We start from the raw sequence: 20,105 nt of genomic DNA, 5'->3' as shown, positions 1-20,105 counted from the left end.
CCACGTTAATATTCGTGGGCCTGGAGGTGTGTGACGGATGGCGTAAATGGTCTGGCCTTATTGGATTGGTCCAGGCTGTGAAGTTGTCCCAGGAAATAGCCCCTCCGTATAGACCGTACCCTAAACCGACACAGGTGGAATGGTAGAGTATACCAAGGCGTTTGAGAGAAGTATCCTGAAGGAACTCGGCAAATTGCCTCCGTACCTTCGGAAGAAGGAGGCCCCACATCAAGGCAACTTTTTGTGGGGGGCACAGGCCAGGGGGTAGCGACTGTTTAGCAAAAACACAGGGCTCTGCTAAGTCGGCTTCAAGACGACGTATAGGGCCTGACGCCTGCCCGGTGCCTGAAGGTTAAGAGGAGGAGTGCAAGCTCTGAATTGAAGCCCAGGTAAACGGCGGCCGTAACTATAACGGTCCTAAGGTAGCGAAATTCCTTGTCGGGTAAGTTCCGACCTGCACGAATGGCGTAACGACTTCCCCACTGTCTCCAGGATATGCTCAGCGAAATTGAATTCTCCGTGAAGATGCGGAGTACCCGCGGTTAGACGGAAAGACCCCGTGCACCTTTACTGCAGCTTCAGAGTGGCATTAGGAAAGAACTGTGTAGCATAGGTGGGAGGCTTTGAAGCGATGACGCCAGTTGTCGTGGAGCCATAGGTGAAATACCACCCTGTTGTTTTCTGATGTCTAACCTCGCACCGTTATCCGGTGCAGGGACCCTCTGTGGCGGGTAGTTTGACTGGGGCGGTCGCCTCCTAAAGAGTAACGGAGGCGCGCGATGGTGGGCTCAGGACGGTTGGAAACCGTCTGTTAGAGTGCAATGGCATAAGCCCGCCTGACTGCGAGACTGACAAGTCGAGCAGAGACGAAAGTCGGTCATAGTGATCCGGTGGTCCCTCGTGGAAGGGCCATCGCTCAACGGATAAAAGGTACGCCGGGGATAACAGGCTGATGATTCCCAAGAGCTCATATCGACGGAATCGTTTGGCACCTCGATGTCGGCTCATCACATCCTGGGGCTGGAGCAGGTCCCAAGGGTTTGGCTGTTCGCCAATTAAAGTGGTACGTGAGCTGGGTTCAGAACGTCGCGAGACAGTTTGGTCCCTATCTGCCGTGGGCGTCGAAATTTGAGAGGAGTTGACCCTAGTACGAGAGGACCGGGTTGAACATACCTCTGGTGTACCTGTCGTCCTGCCAAGGGCGCAGCAGGGTAGCTATGTATGGACGGGATAACCGCTGAAAGCATCTAAGCGGGAAGCCTCCCTCAAGATAAGATTTCTTCGAGCGGTCGTAGACCACGACCTTGATAGGCCGGATGTAGAAGTGTGGTAACATATGGAGCTAACCGGTCCTAATTGCTCTGATCGCGCCTGAGAGTCCCACCATCAATGACAATGCTGGAAACAGCGTCAGCGTGGCGGTGATGACCTCAAGCCAGATAACAAATAGACTTACCAATAGTGCACGGCATCGATTAACAACCCAAAGCGCAAGCTTCATTGCTTGGTGACCATAGCGTCTGTGACCCACCCGATCCCATCCCGAACTCGGCCGTGAAACCAGTCTGCGCCGATGGTACTGTGGCTCAAGCCCCGGAAGAGTAGGGCGTCGCCAGGCATTGAAGCTTGCGCTTTAGGAAATAAAACCCATCACATGTCTCACAAAAGGGCGGCCCATAAAGCCGCCCTTTTGCCTTTGGTGACGCGGGATGGAGCAGCCCGGTAGCTCGTCAGGCTCATAACCTGAAGGTCGCAGGTTCAAATCCTGCTCCCGCAACCAAACGACATCAAACGCCCCCCGGAGAAACATCCCCGGGGGGCTTCGTCGTTCTGGGCAAACTTGATCAGCCTGCCGAGTGACGCCTCAACCTCGGCCCCCACCACGTACTCCGTCGACGTGGATCGTCACGATGTCGAGCAGGCTACGGAGGGTGTTGGCCGAATCCTGACGGATCGCTGGGTTGGACTTGTAATGGTTTTGTGCCGGTCACCTGAGAGTTTAAGGCTCGTTCAAGGAGACCGACGAGATGATCAAGCATAGCGAAGAGTTCAAGCAGGAGGCGGTGCGGATTGCGCTGACCAGCGGGTTGCCGCGCGAACGTGTTGCGTCGGATTTAGGGATCGGCAAGTCGACCCTGAACAAATGGGTGTCGCACTATCGTCCATCTGACCTGGTGGCATCGCCGCAGGCAGATCTGGCGCGGGAGAATGAACGGCTTCGCCTGGAGAACCGTGTACTCCGGGAGGAGAGGGAAGTGCTAAAAAAGGCAACTCAGTTCTTCGCGAGCCAAAAGCCGTGAGGTTCGCCTTTGTGCATAGCTGGCGGCATCGCTGGCCGGTGGAGTTGATGTGCCGTGTCCTGCAGGTCAGTGAACGCGGCTATCGTTCCTGGCGTTCGCGTCCGATCAGTCATCGGGAGCGGACGGACATGAAGGTGCTGGCCCATATTCGGGAGCAATATAGCCTGAGCCTTGGCAGCTATGGTCGCCCGAGGATGACGATGGAACTCAAAGAGGCCGGCCTGGATGTCGGAGAGCGCCGCGTTGGCCGTCTCATGCGGATCAATGGGATTAAGCCGGTCCGCACGCGCAAGCACAAGGTTACGACGGACAGCCACCATCGCCTGGGCGTTGCGGCGAACTGGCTGGACGGCGACTTTGCCGCCGATGCGCCCAACCGCAAATGGGCGGGTGACATCACTTATGTCTGGGCGTCGGAAGGCTGGCTCTATCTCGCCGTCATCCTCGATCTGCATAGCCGCCGCGTCGTGGGCTGGGCGGTCAGCGACAGGATGAAGAAGGATCTGGCGATCCGAGCGCTGGATATGGCTGTACGCCTGCGCCAGCCACCTGAGGGCTGCCTTTTCCATTCGGATCGCGGCAGCCAAGGCGGATTCAACCGGTCGTCGCAACACCGGCTTCATACTGTGCGACCAGGAACTGGTCGAGGACTTCTGCGGGGGTTCTCCAGCCAAGCGTTTTCCGTGGACGCGTGTTCAGCGCGTGAGCAACGGCGTCGAGATCGCCTATGGAGTGCCGGCTAAGGTCGGTGCCCTTAGGGAAGTACTGTCGTAGCAAGCCGTTGGTATTCTCATTCGATCCGCGTTGCCACGGGCTTTGCGGGTCGCAGAAGTAGATTTCCAAGCCGCTGTCGATCTTGAGCTTTGCGTGCTGGGCCATCTCTGCTCCCTGGTCCCAAGTCAGCGATTGCCGGAGCTTCTCCGGTAGTTCGCGCATGGATTGGACGATGGCTTTGCGGACAGCTTCTGCCCCATGGCCGGCCAGCGGTTGGCGGTTCCTGATGCCTTGTCCATGTTGATATCCGTCCTCTCGCGGCAAATGCAGCAGCATGGTGAATCTGGAACTTCGTTCGACCAGGGTGCCGATCGCCGAGCTATGCAGTCCGAGGATGAGATCGCCTTCCCAATGCCCGGGAACTGCCCGATCCTCGACTTCCGCAGGACGCTCGCTGATCATGATGGCGTCACCGATGAAGGATTTTCCGCGCCCTCGTGCGCGTTCACGCGGCGTTCGTAGAGCCCGACCCGAGCGCAGACATGCCGTCAACTCCTGACGCAAGGCGCCTCGCCCCTGAATATAGAGGGACTGATAGATGGCCTCATGACTGATGCGCATGGCGGGATCCTCAGGGTAATCAATCCGTAGCCGATGAGCGATCTGCTCGGGGCTCCAGGCCACCGACCATCGTCGACTTTGTCGATGTACCGCACGGCGCTTCTTCCATATCACCTGCGGCCCGGCAAAGCCGATACCATCAGCATCCGTGATCTGACCGGTAAGGCGTTCTTCCACGTACATGCGCAATGCCGGATTGCTGGCCAGCTTCCCGGGGCGCGGGCGACGGCCGGCGCGGTGAGCGTGCCACTGTGCGGCGATCGGGCGATATTCCAGATTGCCGCCACGCGTGGCGGCATTGCGCCGCACTTCGCGCGAGATAGTACTGGCTGAACGTCCAAGTTTGCGGGCAATGGCGCGGATCCCGAAACCTCGCGCAAGTTCGAGAGCAATTTCCTCTCGCTCCTGGAAGCTCAGAAATCGACCACTGAGTGCTGGCGCCGATGGCGCCAAATGTGTTGGCGGCATACCTCCCGAACTCCGAAACCAACGTGGCCCCAGCGGTGTCGAAATACCGGCATCCGCAGCAGCATCTTCACTGCTACGCCCTCGAGCGATCGCTTGCCAGAAGCGGAAATGGTGCTCACGCTGCCAGGCAGGTGGGCGCCCCGGGGAGCGCAACCTCTCTCGGGTGCAGCGTTCTGATGCTCGACGGCCTGCCATGTTCACAACCTCCAATTTCTTGGTGTTGCGACGACCGGTTGAATCCGCCCAATATTGCTCCTATGATTATCAGAAGAAGCTGCAGGCCTATGGCCTGCGTCCATCAATGAGCGGCAAGGGCAACTGCTACGACAACTCCGCCGTCGAGACCTTCTTCAAATCCCTGAAGGCGGAAATGATCTGGCGGCAGAACTGGCCAACCCGGCGACAGGCGGAAGCTGCCATCTTCCAGTACATCAACGGCTTCTACAACTCCCGGCGACGCCATTCATTTCTGGGCGGCATCAGCCCGCTCGCGTTCGAGGCCAAGGTGGCATAATGAGATAAGTGACCGGCACAAAACCGTTACATCTGTGGACGCCCCTTCGGACGCAAGCGGAAAATTGGGTTCGGCGCGTAGTCGGATGCTGCCATCTGTCCGGCCTCATTATGCAGGATGTACTGCGGGCCTGTATGGGAGTCCGCGGGTCAAATCCAAATCAAGTCCGCGTGCTTTGTGCACATTGTAACGGTCTGGTTTTTTGACCCCGTCTCGCCGACTGTTGTGCCATACCCTCCTTCGACCGACTGCGTCTTCCGACGACCTCTTGTGACTTTGGCGGCGCTATACCGCCATTATCACCGGAGCTTTGTAATCCTCTTCCTTCATGAGCAGTGCCCAAACGATCCGCGCTGTCTTATTCGCCTGGGCCACGGTCACCAGCATACGCGGCTTTCGAGCCAGCATTCGAGCAAGCCACGAACCTTCAGTCGCACCTCGTTTGCTGGCCTGACGCACAACAGCACTGCTGCCAATGATCAGCAATCGCCGCAGTGTGCGCTCGCCCATCTTGGACGTCCGCCCCAGCTTGGTTTTTCCGCCTGTAGATTTCTGCAGGGGCGTAAGGCCAAGCCAGGCGGCAAAGTCACGCCCCCGTTTGAATGTCGCTGCAGCAGGTGCGAGTGCTGCGATCGCTGTCGCAGCTATCGGTCCAACGCCGGGGATGGTCATCAGCCGACGAGCGACTTCATCTTCGCGGGCTCGCCGCGCGATTTCCTTGTCGAGTTCCGCTATCCGGTGATCAAACTCCTCAAGTATGCCGAGCATGACGCGGAACATCTCTCGCGCAGCCGACGGTAGCGACGCAGTGACCGCATCATCGATCAGCTCGCTAAGCTGCGCTACCCAGCTCGGCCCTTTCGGAGCAACCCAGCCATACTCAGCCATGTGCCCCCTAATCGCATTGATCGCTTGCGTGCGTTGCCGGACAAGTAGATCGCGGGTTCGGAACACCAATGCCGAGGCTTGCTGCTCCTCGCTCTTCACCGTCACAAACCGCATGTTCGGGCGCTGCGCAGCCTCGCAAATGGCCTCGGCATCAGTGGCATCGTTCTTTTGTCGCTTTACGAACGGCTTCACGTAGGCTGGCGCAATCAACCGAACATCATGTCCCATACGCACCAGCTCCCGAGCCCAATGATGTGCCCCGCCGCAAGCTTCCAGCGCCACCAGGCACTTTGGCTGAGCAGCAAAGAACGACAGCACTTTACCACGCGTAACCCGTCGACTGAAAACCTGAAGCCCGTTCGAATCGGCCCCGTGCGCATGAAACACATTCTTTGCGATATCCAAACCGATCGTGCTAATCTCCGACATGGACGCCTCCTCAAGTGGTGTTCAACACCTCCACTATGGCACATCGATGCCGTCGGGGGGCGTCCACCCCATCAAGTCCAGTGAGTTCAACATGGGTCACTTCTCAGTGGAAATTTATGCCCTGCCTGGGTCACTTCTCAGCGGCAATCAACATCCAGGCACCGATCCCGCGGCAGCGGGTTCGTACAAGTCGGCGGGAGCTGACATCGATGCGCTGAGTCAGGTAGGTCAGCTCTCCAGTCGGGATCGCTCCGAAGCTAACCGAGCGCAAAGTCCCCGCCCCTGCCGATAGCTGCCTGTCACGCATACGCTTTAGTGGCAACCCTCTCTTGCCCACATGCGGTTTGCGACTCATAGCCCGCGCATGAGCGAAGCGTTGGCAGACACGATGTTGGCGGTGATCGAACGTGCGCCGGAATGGATCCGGCATGACCTTGTCGCCAAGGATCGTGCGATCCGCACCCGGGCCGGGGCTCGCTCGTGGCATGGCCGCCCGTGAAACGGGTTCGGCCCGCGAAATCAATCAACAGCACCATTCATCTGATCATAGAAGCTGCCAAGCGCGGCGCTGTCCAGCTTCGCAAACCCATTTGCTGAGGCTGCCTTGAACAGTTGAAAAGCCAAAGAGCCGGCGGGCTGAAACGACGCGGTCACGTCACCCAGCGCGGCTGCGATGCCGAGATCCTTGACCATCAGTTGCATGCGAAAACCGCCGTCCAACTGTCCCTCGAGATATCTGAGCGCATGAGCGTCCAGAACACCACTTCTGGCCGATCCAGTTGAAAGCGCATCGCGCATGACGGCCGGATCGACCCCATTACCGCGCGCAAGAGCCATCGCCTCATAGACGCCCATCATGGTGACCGAGATCATCAACTGATTACAAGCCTTCACCACCTGCCCTGCAGAAGGCCCGCCCACATGGGAAATCGCCTTCCCCATGGCCTTCAGCACCGACATCGCTCGTTCCACGTCTTCGTCGCTGCCACCGCAAACAATCGCTAGAGACGCACTTTCCGCACCTTTGACGCCGCCGGAGACGGGAGCATCGACAATCGTCGCGCCAGCGTCGGCTAGGACCTCGGCAATCTCGAGGACATCCGAGGGTGCGATTGTAGAACAGTCGATCAGAAGTCCACCGCTCCAGCCATCAGCGGCGATCCCCACCTCGCCGGTGATCAACGTCCGTAACGCCTTGCCATCGGGGACGCACGTCACAATGATTTCCGCCGCTGCCGCCACATCGCGCGGACTTTCGCAGATGAACGCACCCAACGCTTGCAAGCGATCCGCCTTCTCCGCCGAAGAGGTCGTAACGGCCAGCTGGAAGCCTGCCGAAATCAAGTTTTTGGCCATGGGTAGCCCCATCGCTCCCAATCCGATGAAGCCTATCTTGGCGCTCATGTTTCCCTCTTCCTTCTGTGCTACGGCGCTCTAAAATAACCAATAATCAGGCCCAGGGCGCCGCTTGCTTCTCATCGAAAATCTTCAGGCCTGTTTCTTCCGCCTTAGCTCGAACCAGATCGACGATGTGCCGTCCGATCGGCAGAGCGGAGGTTGCGGCAGGTGATGGCGCGTTGCAGACATGCAGCACGCGATCGGTCTGTTCGATCACGAAGTCGTGGATCAATTCTCCGCGAGGAGTAATCGCCTGCGCGCGTATTCCTGCCGGATAGGGTTCCAGGTCAGCCAAAGTCAGTTGGGGACAGTATTTCTGGCAAAGCGCCAGATAGCGGCGACGGAAGAGCGAATTTCCCATTTCGCTCAGACCGGACGAGATATTTGCGCCAATCAGTTTCCAAAAGCCGGCATTGCCCACCATGTCTCCGACATCGCGCAGATTGACCGAGCCCTTCGGATAGCCTTCGCGGGCAAAGCCCAGTACCGCATTGGGACCCACGGTGATGCTGCCATCGATCATGGGAGTCAGATGAACTCCGAGAAATGGGAGCGCCGGGTCGGGGATCGGATAGATCAGATGTGTGACGATATCGTTCTTCTCTCTCGGCAAGCGGAAATATTCGCCGCGGAAAGGCACCATCGCAAAGGAAGGCTTGCGTCCGCTGGACCGCACTATGCGATCGGCCTGCACACCGGCGCAGGCGACGACGCATCTGGCATCGATGGCCCCCTCCGAATGACGCAATTCTACGCTACCGGCGTTTTCCGTGATTTTCTCAATGGCGATACCGAAGCGCGCCTCGCCTCCAGCATGAACGAATAACTCCAGCAGCTTCCGGCATATGCCGGGATAATCGGTAATGGCAGTAGACGGCACGCGAATGGCACGAAGGCCAGTGATCTCGGGCTCAAGCGTCTTCAGCTCTTCCGGGCCGATTATCTCATGAGCGATGCCGTTCGCGTTACAACGCTCGTGCAGGCCCTCGATCCGATCATTTTCGAGTTGGTTAGTCGCAACGAGCAGCTTGCCGCATTCGCGAAGGCGAATATCATATGTATTGCAGAACCATTTCGTCGCCTGGGCACCTTCCTTGCACATGCGCGCCTTTGCGCTTCCCGCTGCATAATAGACACCGGCATGCACGACGCCGCTATTATGTCCGGTCTGATGCATCGCTGGCTGCGCTTCTTTTTCCACCACCAGAATTTTGGCGTCGGGAGCAGCATTCTTCAGCTGCCACGCAGTAGAAAGACCGACAATCCCTGCGCCGATGACCACGAAGTCATATGTCATTTCAGCTGCGTCCTACATCTGTCCGAACATGGGGCGGCCCGCGACGGGCAGTTCCGCCACCAGAATATTATTGGCCATCGAATTGGTGATGAAGAGTGACCGGTTACCCGGACCTCCATAAGCCAGATTGGTGACAGCAAGGGTATCGGTGCAGCTGTCAATTCTGGCAATCGGCAGACCCAACGGCGAGTAGAGCCATACCGCGCCTCGCCAGATATGCGCGATCGACAGGTTGCCATCGACATCCATGGCCACGCCATCAGGGCCAGTGCCGCCTTCAAGTTGGCAGAACATGCCTACCCGGTGCACCGAACTATCCGGTCGAATGGGAACGCGCCAGACCGCATTCATGCGCGTCACCGCAAGATATAATAGTGTTTCCTCCGGATTCATCACCAATCCGTTCGGACTGGGGATATTGTTGAGAAGACAGGTCAGGTTGCCCTTCGTGTCGAGCTTCCAGAGTTGTCCTGTAGGATCATGCAATCCGGTCTCACCTTGATCCGTAAAATACAGGTCCCCGTCCGAAGAGAAGAAAAGGTCGTTCAGCCCTTTGTAGTTGGTCAGTCTTTCAACAGGTACATAAGGAGAAACCTTCCCGCTGACGGGGTCGATCTCCACCAATCCGAGATCGCGGTCGGCGACAAAAATCCTGCCATCCTTATGTATCTTAAGCCCATTGGGACGACCGGGATAGTCTGCGACCAACGTCCAGTCCCCGCTGGGCGAAATGCGGAAAATACGCCCATGCGCAACATCGACGACATAAAGATTACCGTCACGGTCGAAGGAAGGTCCTTCGAGAAACGAGGGAACCGGTTTTCCATCAATCATCATGTCGCGCGAGAATTTCGTTTCCTCAAATTTGAGGAAGTCTTCAGGCATTGTAGTGAAAATTCTGGTCTGAACTATTTCATAGCCACTCATTTGATCACCTGTATTCGACGGTAGCGCTCCAGCTGTTCAGGAAGCCCATGTGGTTTCTGTGCTGCGCCAGGGCGAGAAATGCGGAGCGAGATATCCAAGGCTCGCTTGGCCCCATGTTAAACTTTGCCCATTATATCGGGGACACCGCGGCCCCTCGACGGGCCCAGCAGACTTCGCCAGCGACAGGCCAATCATCCGCCCCGATATAGTTGTTCGATCATAAGGCGGAATCCCAACGCTCGAAATGCAAGAACAGATAAGTTAACGATCTCACCTAACATGTGAAAAGATTCGATCAATCAGCCAAATATACGATATGGTCATATTCACTTCAAAAAGTTCTCTTGAAAACTTTCATGAAGTTACAACTTCTCAACAACTTGTTGATGCATGGTCGCTGCAATGCGGAATCATCGACCACGGCATTTGACGGCCCGTTAGTTGGCGGTAACAAGAATTTTGTCAACGGAAAAATCTCACCTCGCTGTTAACACGGGGGAGGTTCCGACGGCACACCCATTTGAGGCCACCGCCATACAAAGCTGCTTGTGAAGGGCTAATAATCCCTGGGTTTCCGGGATGCTGACATCGTCTTGGACAGAACCTCGATAAACCGTTGGGCCAGCATGCCCGGCTCATCAAAGGCAGAGAAGACAACGCACGGCGTAAGCAGGATCTCCTCTCTAAGCGGCCGGTAAACTATATTGGGCCAGTAGTCGTTTGCTGCAGTAAACTCGTCGATGATGGCTGGCCCGAGCCCGGCTTCGACCAGACTGCAAGCAGCCTCGGTCTGCAGAACGGTAGTGTGGACCATGAAATCAACATTGGCCTTCTCGAACGCCCTTCGAATCAACTGACCGAAGCTCACGCCTGCGCGGTGCATGACCAAGGGATGTTCAGACAAGTCCCGCAATCCGATTTCCTGCTTGTCGCACAAGGAATGCCCGGCGGGAACAGCGCAGATCATCCGCCCGGTGGCCAGCTTGGTGCAGGTGAGGTTGGGAAGCTCTATCGGCATGATCGAAATGGCCACGTCGGCCTTTCGCGTCAGAACTTCCGGGGGAATGTCGAGAATCAACTTCGTATACAGTTCGAAGGTCGCCATCGGCATGCGATGGGAAAGTTCAGCTATTGCTCGTGGTACTATGCTGAGGCTGAGCGAGGGGCTCGCGCATACTGACAAGCGGCCGGTTTGCCCGCTTGCAAGCCCTTCGGCGAACTCGTCGATTTTCATCGCCTGATGATAAAATTCCTTGACCGGGCCATACAGCTTTTCACCCTCGCTGGTCGGAACGAGCCGCCCCTTTTTGCGATGAAACAGCTTCAATTTCAGAAGGTCTTCGGTGTGGGCGATAATTCGGCTGATCGCGGGTTGCGACACGTTCAGAAGCCGCGCCGCATCACTCACCGACCCCGTCAGCATCACCGCGTGGAACACCTCAATCTGTCGCAAACGTAATTTCATAATCCTCTGCTCCCAGTCCGCATCTGGTCGGCTTCGAAGCCGCTGAAGTGCCGCCGCGCCCTTCAATCCCATTACCTCATGTTATAGATAATATAAATATTTGCATTATCATTTCCTGTGTTGGCCCGCTTATCCTCGCTGGAATTCGCTGAAAGTGCGACGGACAGAAGAAGGATAGGATCTGGAATGAAATTGGGCCTTATCGGCATGGGCAATATGGGCATCCATTTCGGGGCCAACCTGCTTGCGGCCAAGGTTGATCTGACGGTCTTCGATGTCAACGAGCAAGCTGTGGCCCGAATGGGCGAAAAAGGCGCCAAGATCGCGCAAAGTCCCATGGATCTTGCCCGCCAGGCAGACGTGATCCTGCTCTGCCTGCCAACTCCCGCGATCGTGGAGAAGGTTGTTTGTGGCGAGGAGGGGATTTTGGCCGGTGACGGTCAAGCATCAGTCATCGTTGACCTATCTACAACGGGTCCCGAGGTAACCGAGCGCGTTGCTGCAAGGTGCAGGGAGCAGGGAATCTCCTATATCGGCGCGCCTGTCAGTGGCGGTACTACGGGCGCGGAAAAGGGAACACTGACGATCATGGCCTCGGGTGATCGGGCGGCATTCGACAAGGCCCGGCCAACGCTCGACATCATCGGCGGAAAAATCTTCTACCTGGGCGAAGCTCCGCAATTTGGTCAGTATATGAAGCTGATCAACAACACGCTTTCGGCAGTTGCGGCGGTCGCATCTTTCGAGGGTTTGGTTCTGGGAGCGAAGGCAGGGTTGGACCCGGCTCAGATGCTCGATGTCATCAATGTATCGAGCGGACGGAATTCGGCTACTCTCGAAAAAATCCCGCAGTGCGTTCTGAAACGCAACTTCCCGATGCGCTTTGCCACTGACCTTCTGCACAAGGACGTCAAGCTATGTCTCGATCAGGCTGAGCGCCTGGGCGCGATGATGTTCATGGGGCCGTCGGCCAAGCAATTTCTGTCTTTTGCAGTTTCTCAGGGCGATGGTCCCAAGGATTACGGACATCTGATCAAGCATTTCGAAGGCTGGGCAGGAGTTCAGTTCGGTAGCGAGACAATTTGAAGCCGGGACAAGACCCGGAGCTATAGAAGGATTTAAACATGTCGCTGATCAACGTGCGCAAAAAGAGCGTAGTTCTTGATATAATTTACCATGAAAATGGTCCTGCGCCGGAGACGCCACTGCTCACCGCCGCTGCTTATGCGGTGGTCGCAAACCCGTTTGCAGGCCGCTACGAAGAAAATCTGAAAGATTTCATGACCGAGGCGCGGGCGCTTGGCGAGGAGTTGACCCAAGACCTCGTCAAGGCGATCGGCGGCGCTGAGAAAGTGCAGGCGTTTGGCAAGGGCGCGATCGTCGGCGTGAATGGCGAGCTTGAGCATGGCGCCATCTGGCATGAGGCAGGCGGCTGGCCTTTGCGTAAAGCGGTGGACGGCAAAGCCATCGTTCCGGCTGCCAAAGTAGTGGCGAGCGCGGGGTATCGCTTGCCGGTTCCGCTGTTCCACATCGATGCGAGCTTCGTGCGCAGCCACTTCAATACCGTTGAGATTGGCGCCATTGATGCCCCACGGCCGAATGAGCTGCTGTTCGGCCTTGTCGTTGCGACTGGCGGCCGCATCCATGACCGGCTGGGCGGATTGCGTCCGGAGGAAATCAGCGTCCACGACGGTCAGCGCTAAGGCTTAGCTAAATTTGGCGGGTCGGATCATCCATATTGCGACTGTCCGGGGATAATCGATCTCCGGACAGCAATTATAAGACCAAGTTATTAGGAGATTATACTGTGAGCTCTCACGATAGTTTGGATCGCTCGCAATATACGATGACGATGGCCGATTATGCGCAAGGCATTGCCGCGCGGCTGAAGTTCTTGATCGAGACCGATCCGCAAGTCGCAGCGGCGATGCCGGACCCTGCGATCAACACCGCCAAGCGTGTCAGTGGTCTTGGCTTTGCCCAGATCGTGGCGACCTGCATGGAAGGCTATGCCGATCGGTCGGCGCTGGCCGAGCGCGCGGTGGAGCTGAAGGTTGATCCCGCGACCGGGCGCACCACGCGGGAGATTCAGAAGCATTTTAACACCTCCAGCTACGGCACGCTCTGGGAGCGGGCGCGGCAGCTGGCGGCTTTCTGGCAGGGCGATGCCGCGCAGGCGCTGAAGGCGGACGATTTCCTGTGCATCCTGGCCTTTGGCAGCGTCGATTTCGTGACGGTGGATCTGGCCGGGATCCATAATGGGGCCGTGCTTGTTCCGCTCCAGGCCAATGGCGCGTTCCAGCAGTCGCTGGCCATCTTCAACGAAGTGGCGCCAAGCTGGCTGGCAGTCAGCCTTGAATATGTAGAGACAGCGGCTCAATTGGTCATCCAGGGCCACCGTCCGCGCGGCGTGCTGCTGTTCGATTATCATCCGGAAGTCGATGAGGAGCGCGAGCGATATGAGGCTGCGCAGGCAAAGCTTACCGACGCGGGGTTGCCGCACCTGCTGGTCACGCTCGACACTGCCCTCGCCAAGGGCAGCGCGATGCCGCCCGCGCCGCTGTTCGACAAGGCGGACGGCGATCGCCTCTGCACCATCTACTATACGTCGGGAAGCACCGGCCTGCCCAAAGGCGCGATGCTGCCAGAGCGGATGATCAAGCAGCTCTGGCTGGTCGATTCTCCCATGCCGATGATCAACCTCATCTACATGCCGATGAACCACACGTCCGGCCGCAGCATCGTCTTTTCGCTGCTCGGGCTTGGCGGCACCGGCTATTTCACGGGCAAGAAGGACCTGTCCGAACTGTTTGACGACATGCGCATCTGCCGACCAAGCTATATGATGCTGGTGCCGCGCGTGTGCGAGATGATCTACCAGCAATATCAGGTAGCGCTTGAGCGGCGATCCGTGCCGGATGCGGACCTGGAGGCGGTCAAGGCCGAGTTGCTGCGGGAGACGCGCGATGTCCTTCTGGGCGGCCGGTTGCTCGTTGCGTCCTTCGCCTCGGCTCCGCTGGCGCCTGAAGTGCTACAGTTCATGGAAGAATGCCTGGGCTACAAGCTGGGCAATAATTATGGCGCGACGGAAGTCGCCGCCGTGCTGGCCGACAACCGCATCGTTCGTCCGCCGATCATCGACTATAAGTTGGATGACGTGCCGGAACTTGGATATTTCAAGACAGACAAGCCCTATCCGCGCGGCGAGCTGCGCATCAAGACGTCGAGCATCATGCTGGGCTACTACAAGCGCCCGGACGTCACTGCCTCAGTATTCGATGAAGACGGCTATTACAAGACCGGCGACATCATGCAGGAAATCGCGCCTGACCATCTGGTCTATGTCGATCGCCGCAACAATGTCCTGAAGCTCGCCCAGGGCGAGTTCGTCGCCATCGCCCGGCTCGAAGCGATCTTCACCAATGGCGATCCACTGATCCGCCAAGTCTATCTCTACGGCACCAGCGAGCGCGCCTTCCTGGTCGGCGTGTTCGTGCCCAATGCGGACACAGTCCAGCAGATGGGCATCGCCAATGACCCGGTCGCGATCAAGGACGCGCTGCGTGAAGCGATCCAGAACATCGCGCGCACAGAACAGCTCCACCCCTATGAAGTGCCGCGCGACTTCATCGTCGAGCATGAGCCCTTCAGCGCAGAAAATGGCCTGCTGGCGGGCATCGGCAAATATCAGCGGCCCAAGTTCAAGGAACGCTACACCGCCGCGCTGGAAGCCATTTACGAGCGTATCGCGGCAAGTCAGCAGGATGAGCTGGAGGCGCTGCGGCGCGAGGGCAAGGAACTTCCAGTGCTCGAAGCCGTCGCCCGCGCCGTCAAGGCGACACTCGGATTGGAGGATGTCGATCTTTCCAAGCGATTGAGCTTCTCTGATCTGGGGGGCGACTCCCTCTCGGCCGTATCCTGCTCGCTGTTGCTCGAAGATATTTACGGCATCGACGTGCCGGTGTCGGTCATCAACAGTCCTGCCGGAAGCATGCAGGATGTCGCCCGGTTTATCGAACGGGGGCGCAGCGGCGATGCCAAGGGCGCGACCTTCGCTTCGGTACATGGGGCGGGGGCGAAGGAGATCCGCGCGAGCGACCTGACGGTGGATCGCTTCATCGATAGCGCGGTTCTGGATGCAGCGCGCGACGCCTTGCCTCCCGCGATGGAGGTGCGGACGGTGTTCCTCACCGGGGCGAACGGCTTTCTGGGGCGGTTCCTCTGCCTTGAATGGCTCGAGCGCATGGCGGCCGTAGGTGGCAAGCTCATCTGCATCGCCCGTGGCCGCGATGCCGCGGCGGCGCGGCAGCGCATCGCGGAGGTGTTCGAAAGCGATCCGCAGCTCAAAGCCCGCTTCGACGAACTCGGCGGCAAGCATCTGGAAGTATTGGCAGGCGATCTGGGCGAACCGCAGCTTGGCCTTTCCGATGCCGATTGGCAGCGTCTGGCGCAGGATGTGGACCTGATCGCCCATCCCGGCGCGCTGGTGAACCATGTGCTTTCCTATCAGCAGATGTTCGGACCCAATGTCGCTGGCACGGCGGAGATCATCCGCTTGGGCATCACGCATCGGCTGAAACCCATCAATAATGTGTCGACCGTAGCAGCGGCGCATGTGCCGGGCGGCGCGATGATCGACGAAGATGCCGACGTGCGTGTGGCTTCCCCGGTCCGGCCGCTGTCGAGCGAAGGCTATGCCGATGGCTATGCCAACAGCAAATGGGCGGCCGAGGTTCTGCTGCGCGACGCCCATGACCGCTTCGGCCTGCCGGTCGCGACCTTCCGGTCGGACATGATCCTGGCGCACAGCCGCTACGAAGGGCAGCTCAATGTCCCTGACATGTTCACCCGACTGCTGATGAGCATCGTGGCGACGGGGCTGGCGCCTCGGACATTCTACAGCGGCACGGCCAAGCCCCATTATCCGGGGCTGCCGGTGGACTTCACGGCGCAGGCCATCGCGGCCCTGGGTGCCAGGGCGACCAGCGGCTGCCGCACCTATCATGTCATCAATTCGCATGATGACGGCATTTCGCTGGACAGCTTCGTCGATTGGATCGATGCGGCGGGGTATCCGGTGCAGCGAATCGAGGACTATGCCGACTGGCTCGAACGCTTCGGCACGGCCCTGCGCGCGCTGCCCGAAGAACAACGCCAGCATAGCTCGCTGCCGCTGCTGCACCAGCTCCATTATCAGGTGCCCGCAGAGTTCGGCACATCCGTTTCCTCGTCCCGCTTCCGCGCAGACGTGGTCGCGCATGAGGTAGGCGCGGCGAAGGACGTCCCGCACCTGTCACGCAACCTTATCGGCAAATATCTGGCTGACCTTTCCGGTCTCGGCCTCATCCAAGGACAATAGACAAAGCCATGACCAACTTGACCAAAGGCTATGCGGCGCAAGGCGCGGACACGGATCTGGCGCCCTTCTCCTTCACGCGCCGGGATCTGCGTGCCGACGACGTGGCGATTGATATCCTCTATTGTGGCGTGTGCCATTCCGATCTGCACCACGCCCGCAACCACTCTGGCTACACCAGCTATCCGACCGTTCCGGGCCATGAGATCGTCGGCCGTGTGACGTCCGTGGGCAGCAGCGTCAGCAAGTTCCAGCCCGGCGATATGGTGGGGGTTGGCTGCTATGTGGACAGCTGCCAGAAGTGCAAGCCCTGCCATGCGGGCGAAGAGCCCTATTGCGTGGAATATGCCACCCCCACCTACGGGTTCATGGACCGGCATGACGGCATGCCTTCCCATGGCGGCTATTCCGAAAATATCATCGTGTCGGAAAAGTTCACGGTACGTGTCCCCGACGGGCTGGATCCGAAGGCCGCCGCGCCATTGCTGTGCGCGGGCATCACCACCTACTCGCCATTGCGCCACTGGAAGGTCGGGCCGGGGCACAAGGTTGCCGTCATAGGTCTTGGCGGTCTGGGTCATATGGGGCTGAAGTTCGCCAAGGCGATGGGCGCTGAAGTGACGCTGTTCACACGCAGCCCCGACAAAGAGGAAGAAGCACGCCGCCTGGGCGCTGACCATGTCGTGCTTTCCACCGACGAGGCGCAGATGGCGGCGGCGGCTAACAGCTTCGACTATATCCTCGACACTGTTCCCAACGCGCATGACGTCAATCCCTATGTCGCTACCCTCGCGTGGAACGGGACGCTCATCCTCCTGGGATTGCTCGGCGCGATCGATCCGCCGCTTCACAATGTGCCGCTGATGATGGGCCGAAGGTCGGTCGCCAGCTCCAATGTCGGCGGCATCGCCGAAACGCAGGAGATGCTCGATTTCTGCGCGGCCCATGGCATCAGCTGCGACATCGAACTGATCGATATCCAGGACATCAACCACGCCTATGACCGAATGGAAAAGGGCGACGTCCGCTATCGCTTTGTCATAAATAACGCATCGTTACGAAAATAATGTGGCACGACATCTAGTTGATCTATTCTAAGTTTAATGAAGTCATTTTTACAATAATCAATAATAAATGACTGATCTTTTATAACAGGGAGAAGTATGCATGAATAGTTGTCTCATTCGCACGTTGATGAGCGGAGCCGCTTTGGTGAGTTGGACCAGCGTAGCGCTTGCTGAAACATCGCCTTCGGCGACCCCAGTCGGTGAGCAGGCTCCCCAAACTTCGACCCCAGGGACGGGCCTCTCGGAGATCGTCGTCACTGCGCGCAGGCGGGCGGAGCGACTGCAATCGGTTCCGATTTCCGCCAGCGCCTTCGATGCCAATTCGCTCACCCAGCGGAATATCTCGAACACTCAGGACCTACTTGGGCAAGTCCCCTCGCTCGTAGTCGGCGGATCAGGACAGCAGCGCAGCACCGAAAACATCACCATCCGTGGCCAGGGTGCGACCTTCAATGCGGCCCCGGGCGTGGTGCTGTACTCGGCCGAAGTTCCGCTCATCGCCGACCAGCGCAACAATGCGCAAAATGGTGGCGGCCTCAACTATTATGACCTCGCCAGCCTGCAGGTTTTGCGCGGACCGCAGGGCACTCTGTTCGGCCGTAACACGACCGGCGGCGCCGTGCTGTTCGAGCCGCAGCGTCCTACCGACCGGTTCGAGGGCTACGGTCAGATCCAATATGGCAATTATGACTCGATCGAAGCGCGCGGCGCGCTCAACGTGCCGATCGTCGAAGACACGCTGCTGCTGCGCGTCGCTGGCATGTATCAGAAGCGCGACGGCTTCACGCACGAGATCACCACGAATACCGACCTCGATAATCGCAACCGCTACTCCTTCCGCGCAGGTCTGACCTGGCGACTGGCGCCGGGTATCGAGAATTTCCTGCTCGCGACCGTGGCTCGCGTCCAGGAGCATGGCACGGGCACGGTGCTCAACGCCGTTCCGTCTGGTTCCAATCCCCAGACGGGTACGCCCTACAGCACCTATCTGCAGCAGCAGATCGATCGCGGTATCCGCTCGGTAGAACTAAGCCCCATCCTGTTTAGCGAGCGGACGCGCTACTTCTCCCTGACGGACATCTTCTCGGCAGAGCTTACGGACAATCTGACCTTCCGCAATGTGGCCAATTTCCAGCGCCTGAAAAACAGCGCACCCTTCGATGGCGACGCCATTCCCGACGATCACCGCTTGCCCATATCCACAAATGGCGGGGGCTCGATCGGCGCGCAGGAAATCGATCCGGGCGGGCTTCCAAGCTACAACTACTACACCGATGTTCGGCAATATTCCTTCGAGCCCCAGCTTCAGGGCAAGGTGGCAGGAGACGCGCTCAACTTCACCCTGGGTGCTTATTATGAGAGCGTCAAACCACTCGGCTTGCAGCTTGTTGCCCCCTATAACCTGACCCGAAGAGGCCAGAGGTCGACAAGCCAGGCGCTCTATGCGCAGGGAACGCTGTCCTTCGGCAGCTTCTCGGACAGCCTTGAGGGGCTGCGGCTGACCGCTGGCTATCGCTATACATGGGACAGCCTGACGGCCTTCTCCAACTTCGGCCTGCCCGGTGCCCCGGTCATCACAGAGCGCGCCAAGTTCAAGGCGCCGAACTGGACGATCGGCCTCGATTACAATGTCATGCAGAATATCCTGCTCTACGGCAAGGTCAGCCGCGGGTATAAGACGGGCGGCATCGGGACGGCGACGCCAGCACCCGAACTGCGCGCCTTCCAGCCCGAATTCGTCACCTCCTATGAAGGTGGCATAAAGGCGGACTGGCATCTGGGCGGCATCCCCATCCGGACCAATCTGGATTATTATTACACTGCCTACCGGGATCTGCAGAGGACCGGAGGGACGGCGTATATCTATAATGGTCAGCAGGTCTTCGGCGCGCAGACCAGCAATGCGGGCCGGGCGCATATCCAGGGTTTTGAATTTGAAGGCGAGATACGCCCAGCCCAGTGGCTTACCTTGTCAGGCACCTATTCGCGCACAATGGCCAAATATGACGAATATAATGCTCCGTCCCTGTTCCCTGACGGCATTCCTGCCTTTGGCCTGCCCCCCGGTTTTGATTGCGGCGTCGGCGTTCCGTTCAATGGCGCCACTGGCCAGTGCGTCCTGAAGGATATCCCGTTCCAGTTCACGCCGAAGAACCAGTTCAGCGTGACGGGTAGGGTCGATCTCCCCTTGGATGAGTCGATCGGCAAGGTCAGCATTACGGCTACCTACGCCTATATCGACGCCCAATATACCTCGCCAGCCAAGGCACCGATCGATGAGCCCTTCGCCTATATCGGTGGCAACTGCCCCCGCCTGCAGTCAGGTCCCTATGCCGGTTCTGTCCAGTGCGGACCGGGTAATGGCTATGGCTTGCTGAGCGTGAACCTGCAGTGGCAGAATGTCGCAGGATCGAACTTCGACCTCGGCGCTTTCGCCACCAACCTGACCAATGAGAAATACATAGTCAGCAGTAACGGCGTCTCATACCAGAGCGGTTTCAACTCCTACATTTACGGCGAACCAAGAATGTACGGGATTTCGGTTCGGTATCGTTTTGGCAGCTGAATGAGCGGGCGCCATCACGCTCTTAGAGGCGTGATGGCGCTACTCTAATAATGAAGACAGTGGAGAGGTCGTGAGCATTTGGTCAAGCAGATGAT

General features: G+C 58.3%; 12 protein-coding genes, 1 tRNA gene, 2 rRNA genes and 2 pseudogenes (1 of these 17 only partly in view). 11 read left to right on the top strand and 6 right to left on the bottom strand.

Translation table 11 applies throughout. From position 1 onward, the window contains the following. The 4 genes and pseudogenes from AC6JBC_RS00915 to AC6JBC_RS00900 all read left to right on the top strand — a co-directional run. Positions 1 to 1,376, top strand: a 23S ribosomal RNA gene (locus AC6JBC_RS00915) (it extends 1,437 nt beyond the left edge of the window). Positions 1,377 to 1,503: 127 nt separating this feature from the next. Beyond that, a 5S ribosomal RNA gene (gene rrf / locus AC6JBC_RS00910) occupies positions 1,504 to 1,618 on the top strand. Positions 1,619 to 1,703: 85 nt separating this feature from the next. Beyond that, positions 1,704 to 1,780: transfer RNA gene (locus AC6JBC_RS00905), tRNA-Met, on the top strand. A 247-nt stretch (positions 1,781 to 2,027) separates the two neighbouring features. Then, a pseudogene (locus AC6JBC_RS00900) lies at positions 2,028 to 2,887 on the top strand (IS3 family transposase); the annotation flags it as partial. A 7-nt stretch (positions 2,888 to 2,894) separates the two neighbouring features. On the opposite strand, the gene AC6JBC_RS00895 reads toward AC6JBC_RS00900, so the two are convergent. Then, complete coding sequence (locus tag AC6JBC_RS00895; RefSeq protein WP_449470393.1) at positions 2,895 to 4,298, bottom strand: IS30 family transposase; 1,404 nt, start codon at positions 4,296 to 4,298, stop codon at positions 2,895 to 2,897. Between the two features lie 46 nt (positions 4,299 to 4,344). Here AC6JBC_RS00895 and AC6JBC_RS00890 point away from each other — a divergent pair. Then, a pseudogene (locus tag AC6JBC_RS00890) lies at positions 4,345 to 4,617 on the top strand (IS3 family transposase); the annotation flags it as partial. A gap of 285 nt (positions 4,618 to 4,902) precedes the next feature. Here AC6JBC_RS00890 and AC6JBC_RS00885 read toward each other — a convergent pair. Further along, on the bottom strand, positions 4,903 to 5,934 hold the full coding sequence (locus AC6JBC_RS00885; protein ID WP_498024874.1) for an IS110 family RNA-guided transposase: 1,032 nt from the start codon (positions 5,932 to 5,934) through the stop codon (positions 4,903 to 4,905). Positions 5,935 to 6,298: 364 nt separating this feature from the next. Here AC6JBC_RS00885 and AC6JBC_RS00880 point away from each other — a divergent pair, with 364 nt between their 5' ends. Further along, positions 6,299 to 6,433 carry a hypothetical protein gene (locus AC6JBC_RS00880; protein ID WP_498024872.1) on the top strand — a complete coding sequence of 45 codons (135 nt, stop codon included), beginning with the start codon at positions 6,299 to 6,301 and terminating at the stop codon, positions 6,431 to 6,433. A gap of 20 nt (positions 6,434 to 6,453) precedes the next feature. Here the strand turns inward: AC6JBC_RS00880 and AC6JBC_RS00875 are convergent, their stop codons facing one another. The 4 genes from AC6JBC_RS00875 to AC6JBC_RS00860 all read right to left on the bottom strand — a co-directional run bounded on the left by AC6JBC_RS00875 (position 6,454) and on the right by AC6JBC_RS00860 (position 11,021). Continuing rightward, the gene (locus AC6JBC_RS00875; RefSeq protein ID WP_498024871.1) at positions 6,454 to 7,338 is read right to left on the bottom strand and encodes an NAD(P)-dependent oxidoreductase; all 885 of its coding nucleotides are present in this window, start codon (positions 7,336 to 7,338) and stop codon (positions 6,454 to 6,456) included. A gap of 46 nt (positions 7,339 to 7,384) precedes the next feature. After that, entirely contained in the window at positions 7,385 to 8,629 is a 1,245-nt protein-coding gene (gene lhgD, locus AC6JBC_RS00870) for an L-2-hydroxyglutarate dehydrogenase (RefSeq protein WP_498024869.1), read from the bottom strand. A gap of 12 nt (positions 8,630 to 8,641) precedes the next feature. After that, positions 8,642 to 9,514: an SMP-30/gluconolactonase/LRE family protein gene (locus AC6JBC_RS00865; RefSeq protein ID WP_498024868.1), complete on the bottom strand. Its 873-nt coding sequence runs from the start codon at positions 9,512 to 9,514 to the stop codon at positions 8,642 to 8,644. Positions 9,515 to 10,112: 598 nt separating this feature from the next. Continuing rightward, positions 10,113 to 11,021, bottom strand: a complete 909-nt coding sequence (locus AC6JBC_RS00860) for a LysR family transcriptional regulator (RefSeq protein ID WP_498024867.1) — start codon at positions 11,019 to 11,021, stop codon at positions 10,113 to 10,115. 120 nt (positions 11,022 to 11,141) lie between these two features. Here AC6JBC_RS00860 and AC6JBC_RS00855 point away from each other — a divergent pair, with 120 nt between their 5' ends. From AC6JBC_RS00855 to AC6JBC_RS00835, 5 genes are all read left to right on the top strand, one after another. Next, on the top strand, positions 11,142 to 12,107 hold the full coding sequence (locus AC6JBC_RS00855) for an NAD(P)-dependent oxidoreductase (protein WP_498024865.1): 966 nt from the start codon (positions 11,142 to 11,144) through the stop codon (positions 12,105 to 12,107). A 38-nt stretch (positions 12,108 to 12,145) separates the two neighbouring features. Further along, entirely contained in the window at positions 12,146 to 12,724 is a 579-nt protein-coding gene (locus AC6JBC_RS00850; RefSeq protein WP_498024864.1) for an amino acid synthesis family protein, read from the top strand. Positions 12,725 to 12,867: 143 nt separating this feature from the next. Further along, complete coding sequence (gene car / locus AC6JBC_RS00845) at positions 12,868 to 16,380, top strand: carboxylic acid reductase (RefSeq protein WP_498024862.1); 3,513 nt, start codon at positions 12,868 to 12,870, stop codon at positions 16,378 to 16,380. A gap of 8 nt (positions 16,381 to 16,388) precedes the next feature. Continuing rightward, the gene (locus AC6JBC_RS00840; RefSeq protein ID WP_498024860.1) at positions 16,389 to 17,444 is read left to right on the top strand and encodes an NAD(P)-dependent alcohol dehydrogenase; all 1,056 of its coding nucleotides are present in this window, start codon (positions 16,389 to 16,391) and stop codon (positions 17,442 to 17,444) included. 100 nt (positions 17,445 to 17,544) lie between these two features. Then, positions 17,545 to 20,010, top strand: coding sequence for a TonB-dependent receptor (locus AC6JBC_RS00835; RefSeq protein WP_498024858.1), 2,466 nt, complete (start codon positions 17,545 to 17,547; stop codon positions 20,008 to 20,010). The last annotated feature ends 95 nt before the right edge of the window (positions 20,011 to 20,105 follow it).

Source organism: Sphingobium sp. RC1, assembly GCF_059738765.1.
This window is presented reverse-complemented; position numbering and strand designations above follow the sequence as displayed.

What these genes read in the sequence shown, in the direction of transcription:
- AC6JBC_RS00895 (WP_449470393.1), bottom strand. Translation starts at nt 4,298, where the DNA reads ATGGCAGGCCGTCGAGCATCAGAACGCTGCACCCGAGAGAGGTTGCGC.
- AC6JBC_RS00885 (WP_498024874.1), bottom strand. Translation starts at nt 5,934, where the DNA reads ATGTCGGAGATTAGCACGATCGGTTTGGATATCGCAAAGAATGTGTTT.
- AC6JBC_RS00880 (WP_498024872.1), top strand. Translation starts at nt 6,299, where the DNA reads ATGAGCGAAGCGTTGGCAGACACGATGTTGGCGGTGATCGAACGTGCG.
- AC6JBC_RS00875 (WP_498024871.1), bottom strand. Translation starts at nt 7,338, where the DNA reads ATGAGCGCCAAGATAGGCTTCATCGGATTGGGAGCGATGGGGCTACCC.
- lhgD (WP_498024869.1), bottom strand. Translation starts at nt 8,629, where the DNA reads ATGACATATGACTTCGTGGTCATCGGCGCAGGGATTGTCGGTCTTTCT.
- AC6JBC_RS00865 (WP_498024868.1), bottom strand. Translation starts at nt 9,514, where the DNA reads ATGCCTGAAGACTTCCTCAAATTTGAGGAAACGAAATTCTCGCGCGAC.
- AC6JBC_RS00860 (WP_498024867.1), bottom strand. Translation starts at nt 11,021, where the DNA reads ATGAAATTACGTTTGCGACAGATTGAGGTGTTCCACGCGGTGATGCTG.
- AC6JBC_RS00850 (WP_498024864.1), top strand. Translation starts at nt 12,146, where the DNA reads ATGTCGCTGATCAACGTGCGCAAAAAGAGCGTAGTTCTTGATATAATT.
- car (WP_498024862.1), top strand. Translation starts at nt 12,868, where the DNA reads ATGACGATGGCCGATTATGCGCAAGGCATTGCCGCGCGGCTGAAGTTC.
- AC6JBC_RS00840 (WP_498024860.1), top strand. Translation starts at nt 16,389, where the DNA reads ATGACCAACTTGACCAAAGGCTATGCGGCGCAAGGCGCGGACACGGAT.
- AC6JBC_RS00835 (WP_498024858.1), top strand. Translation starts at nt 17,545, where the DNA reads ATGAATAGTTGTCTCATTCGCACGTTGATGAGCGGAGCCGCTTTGGTG.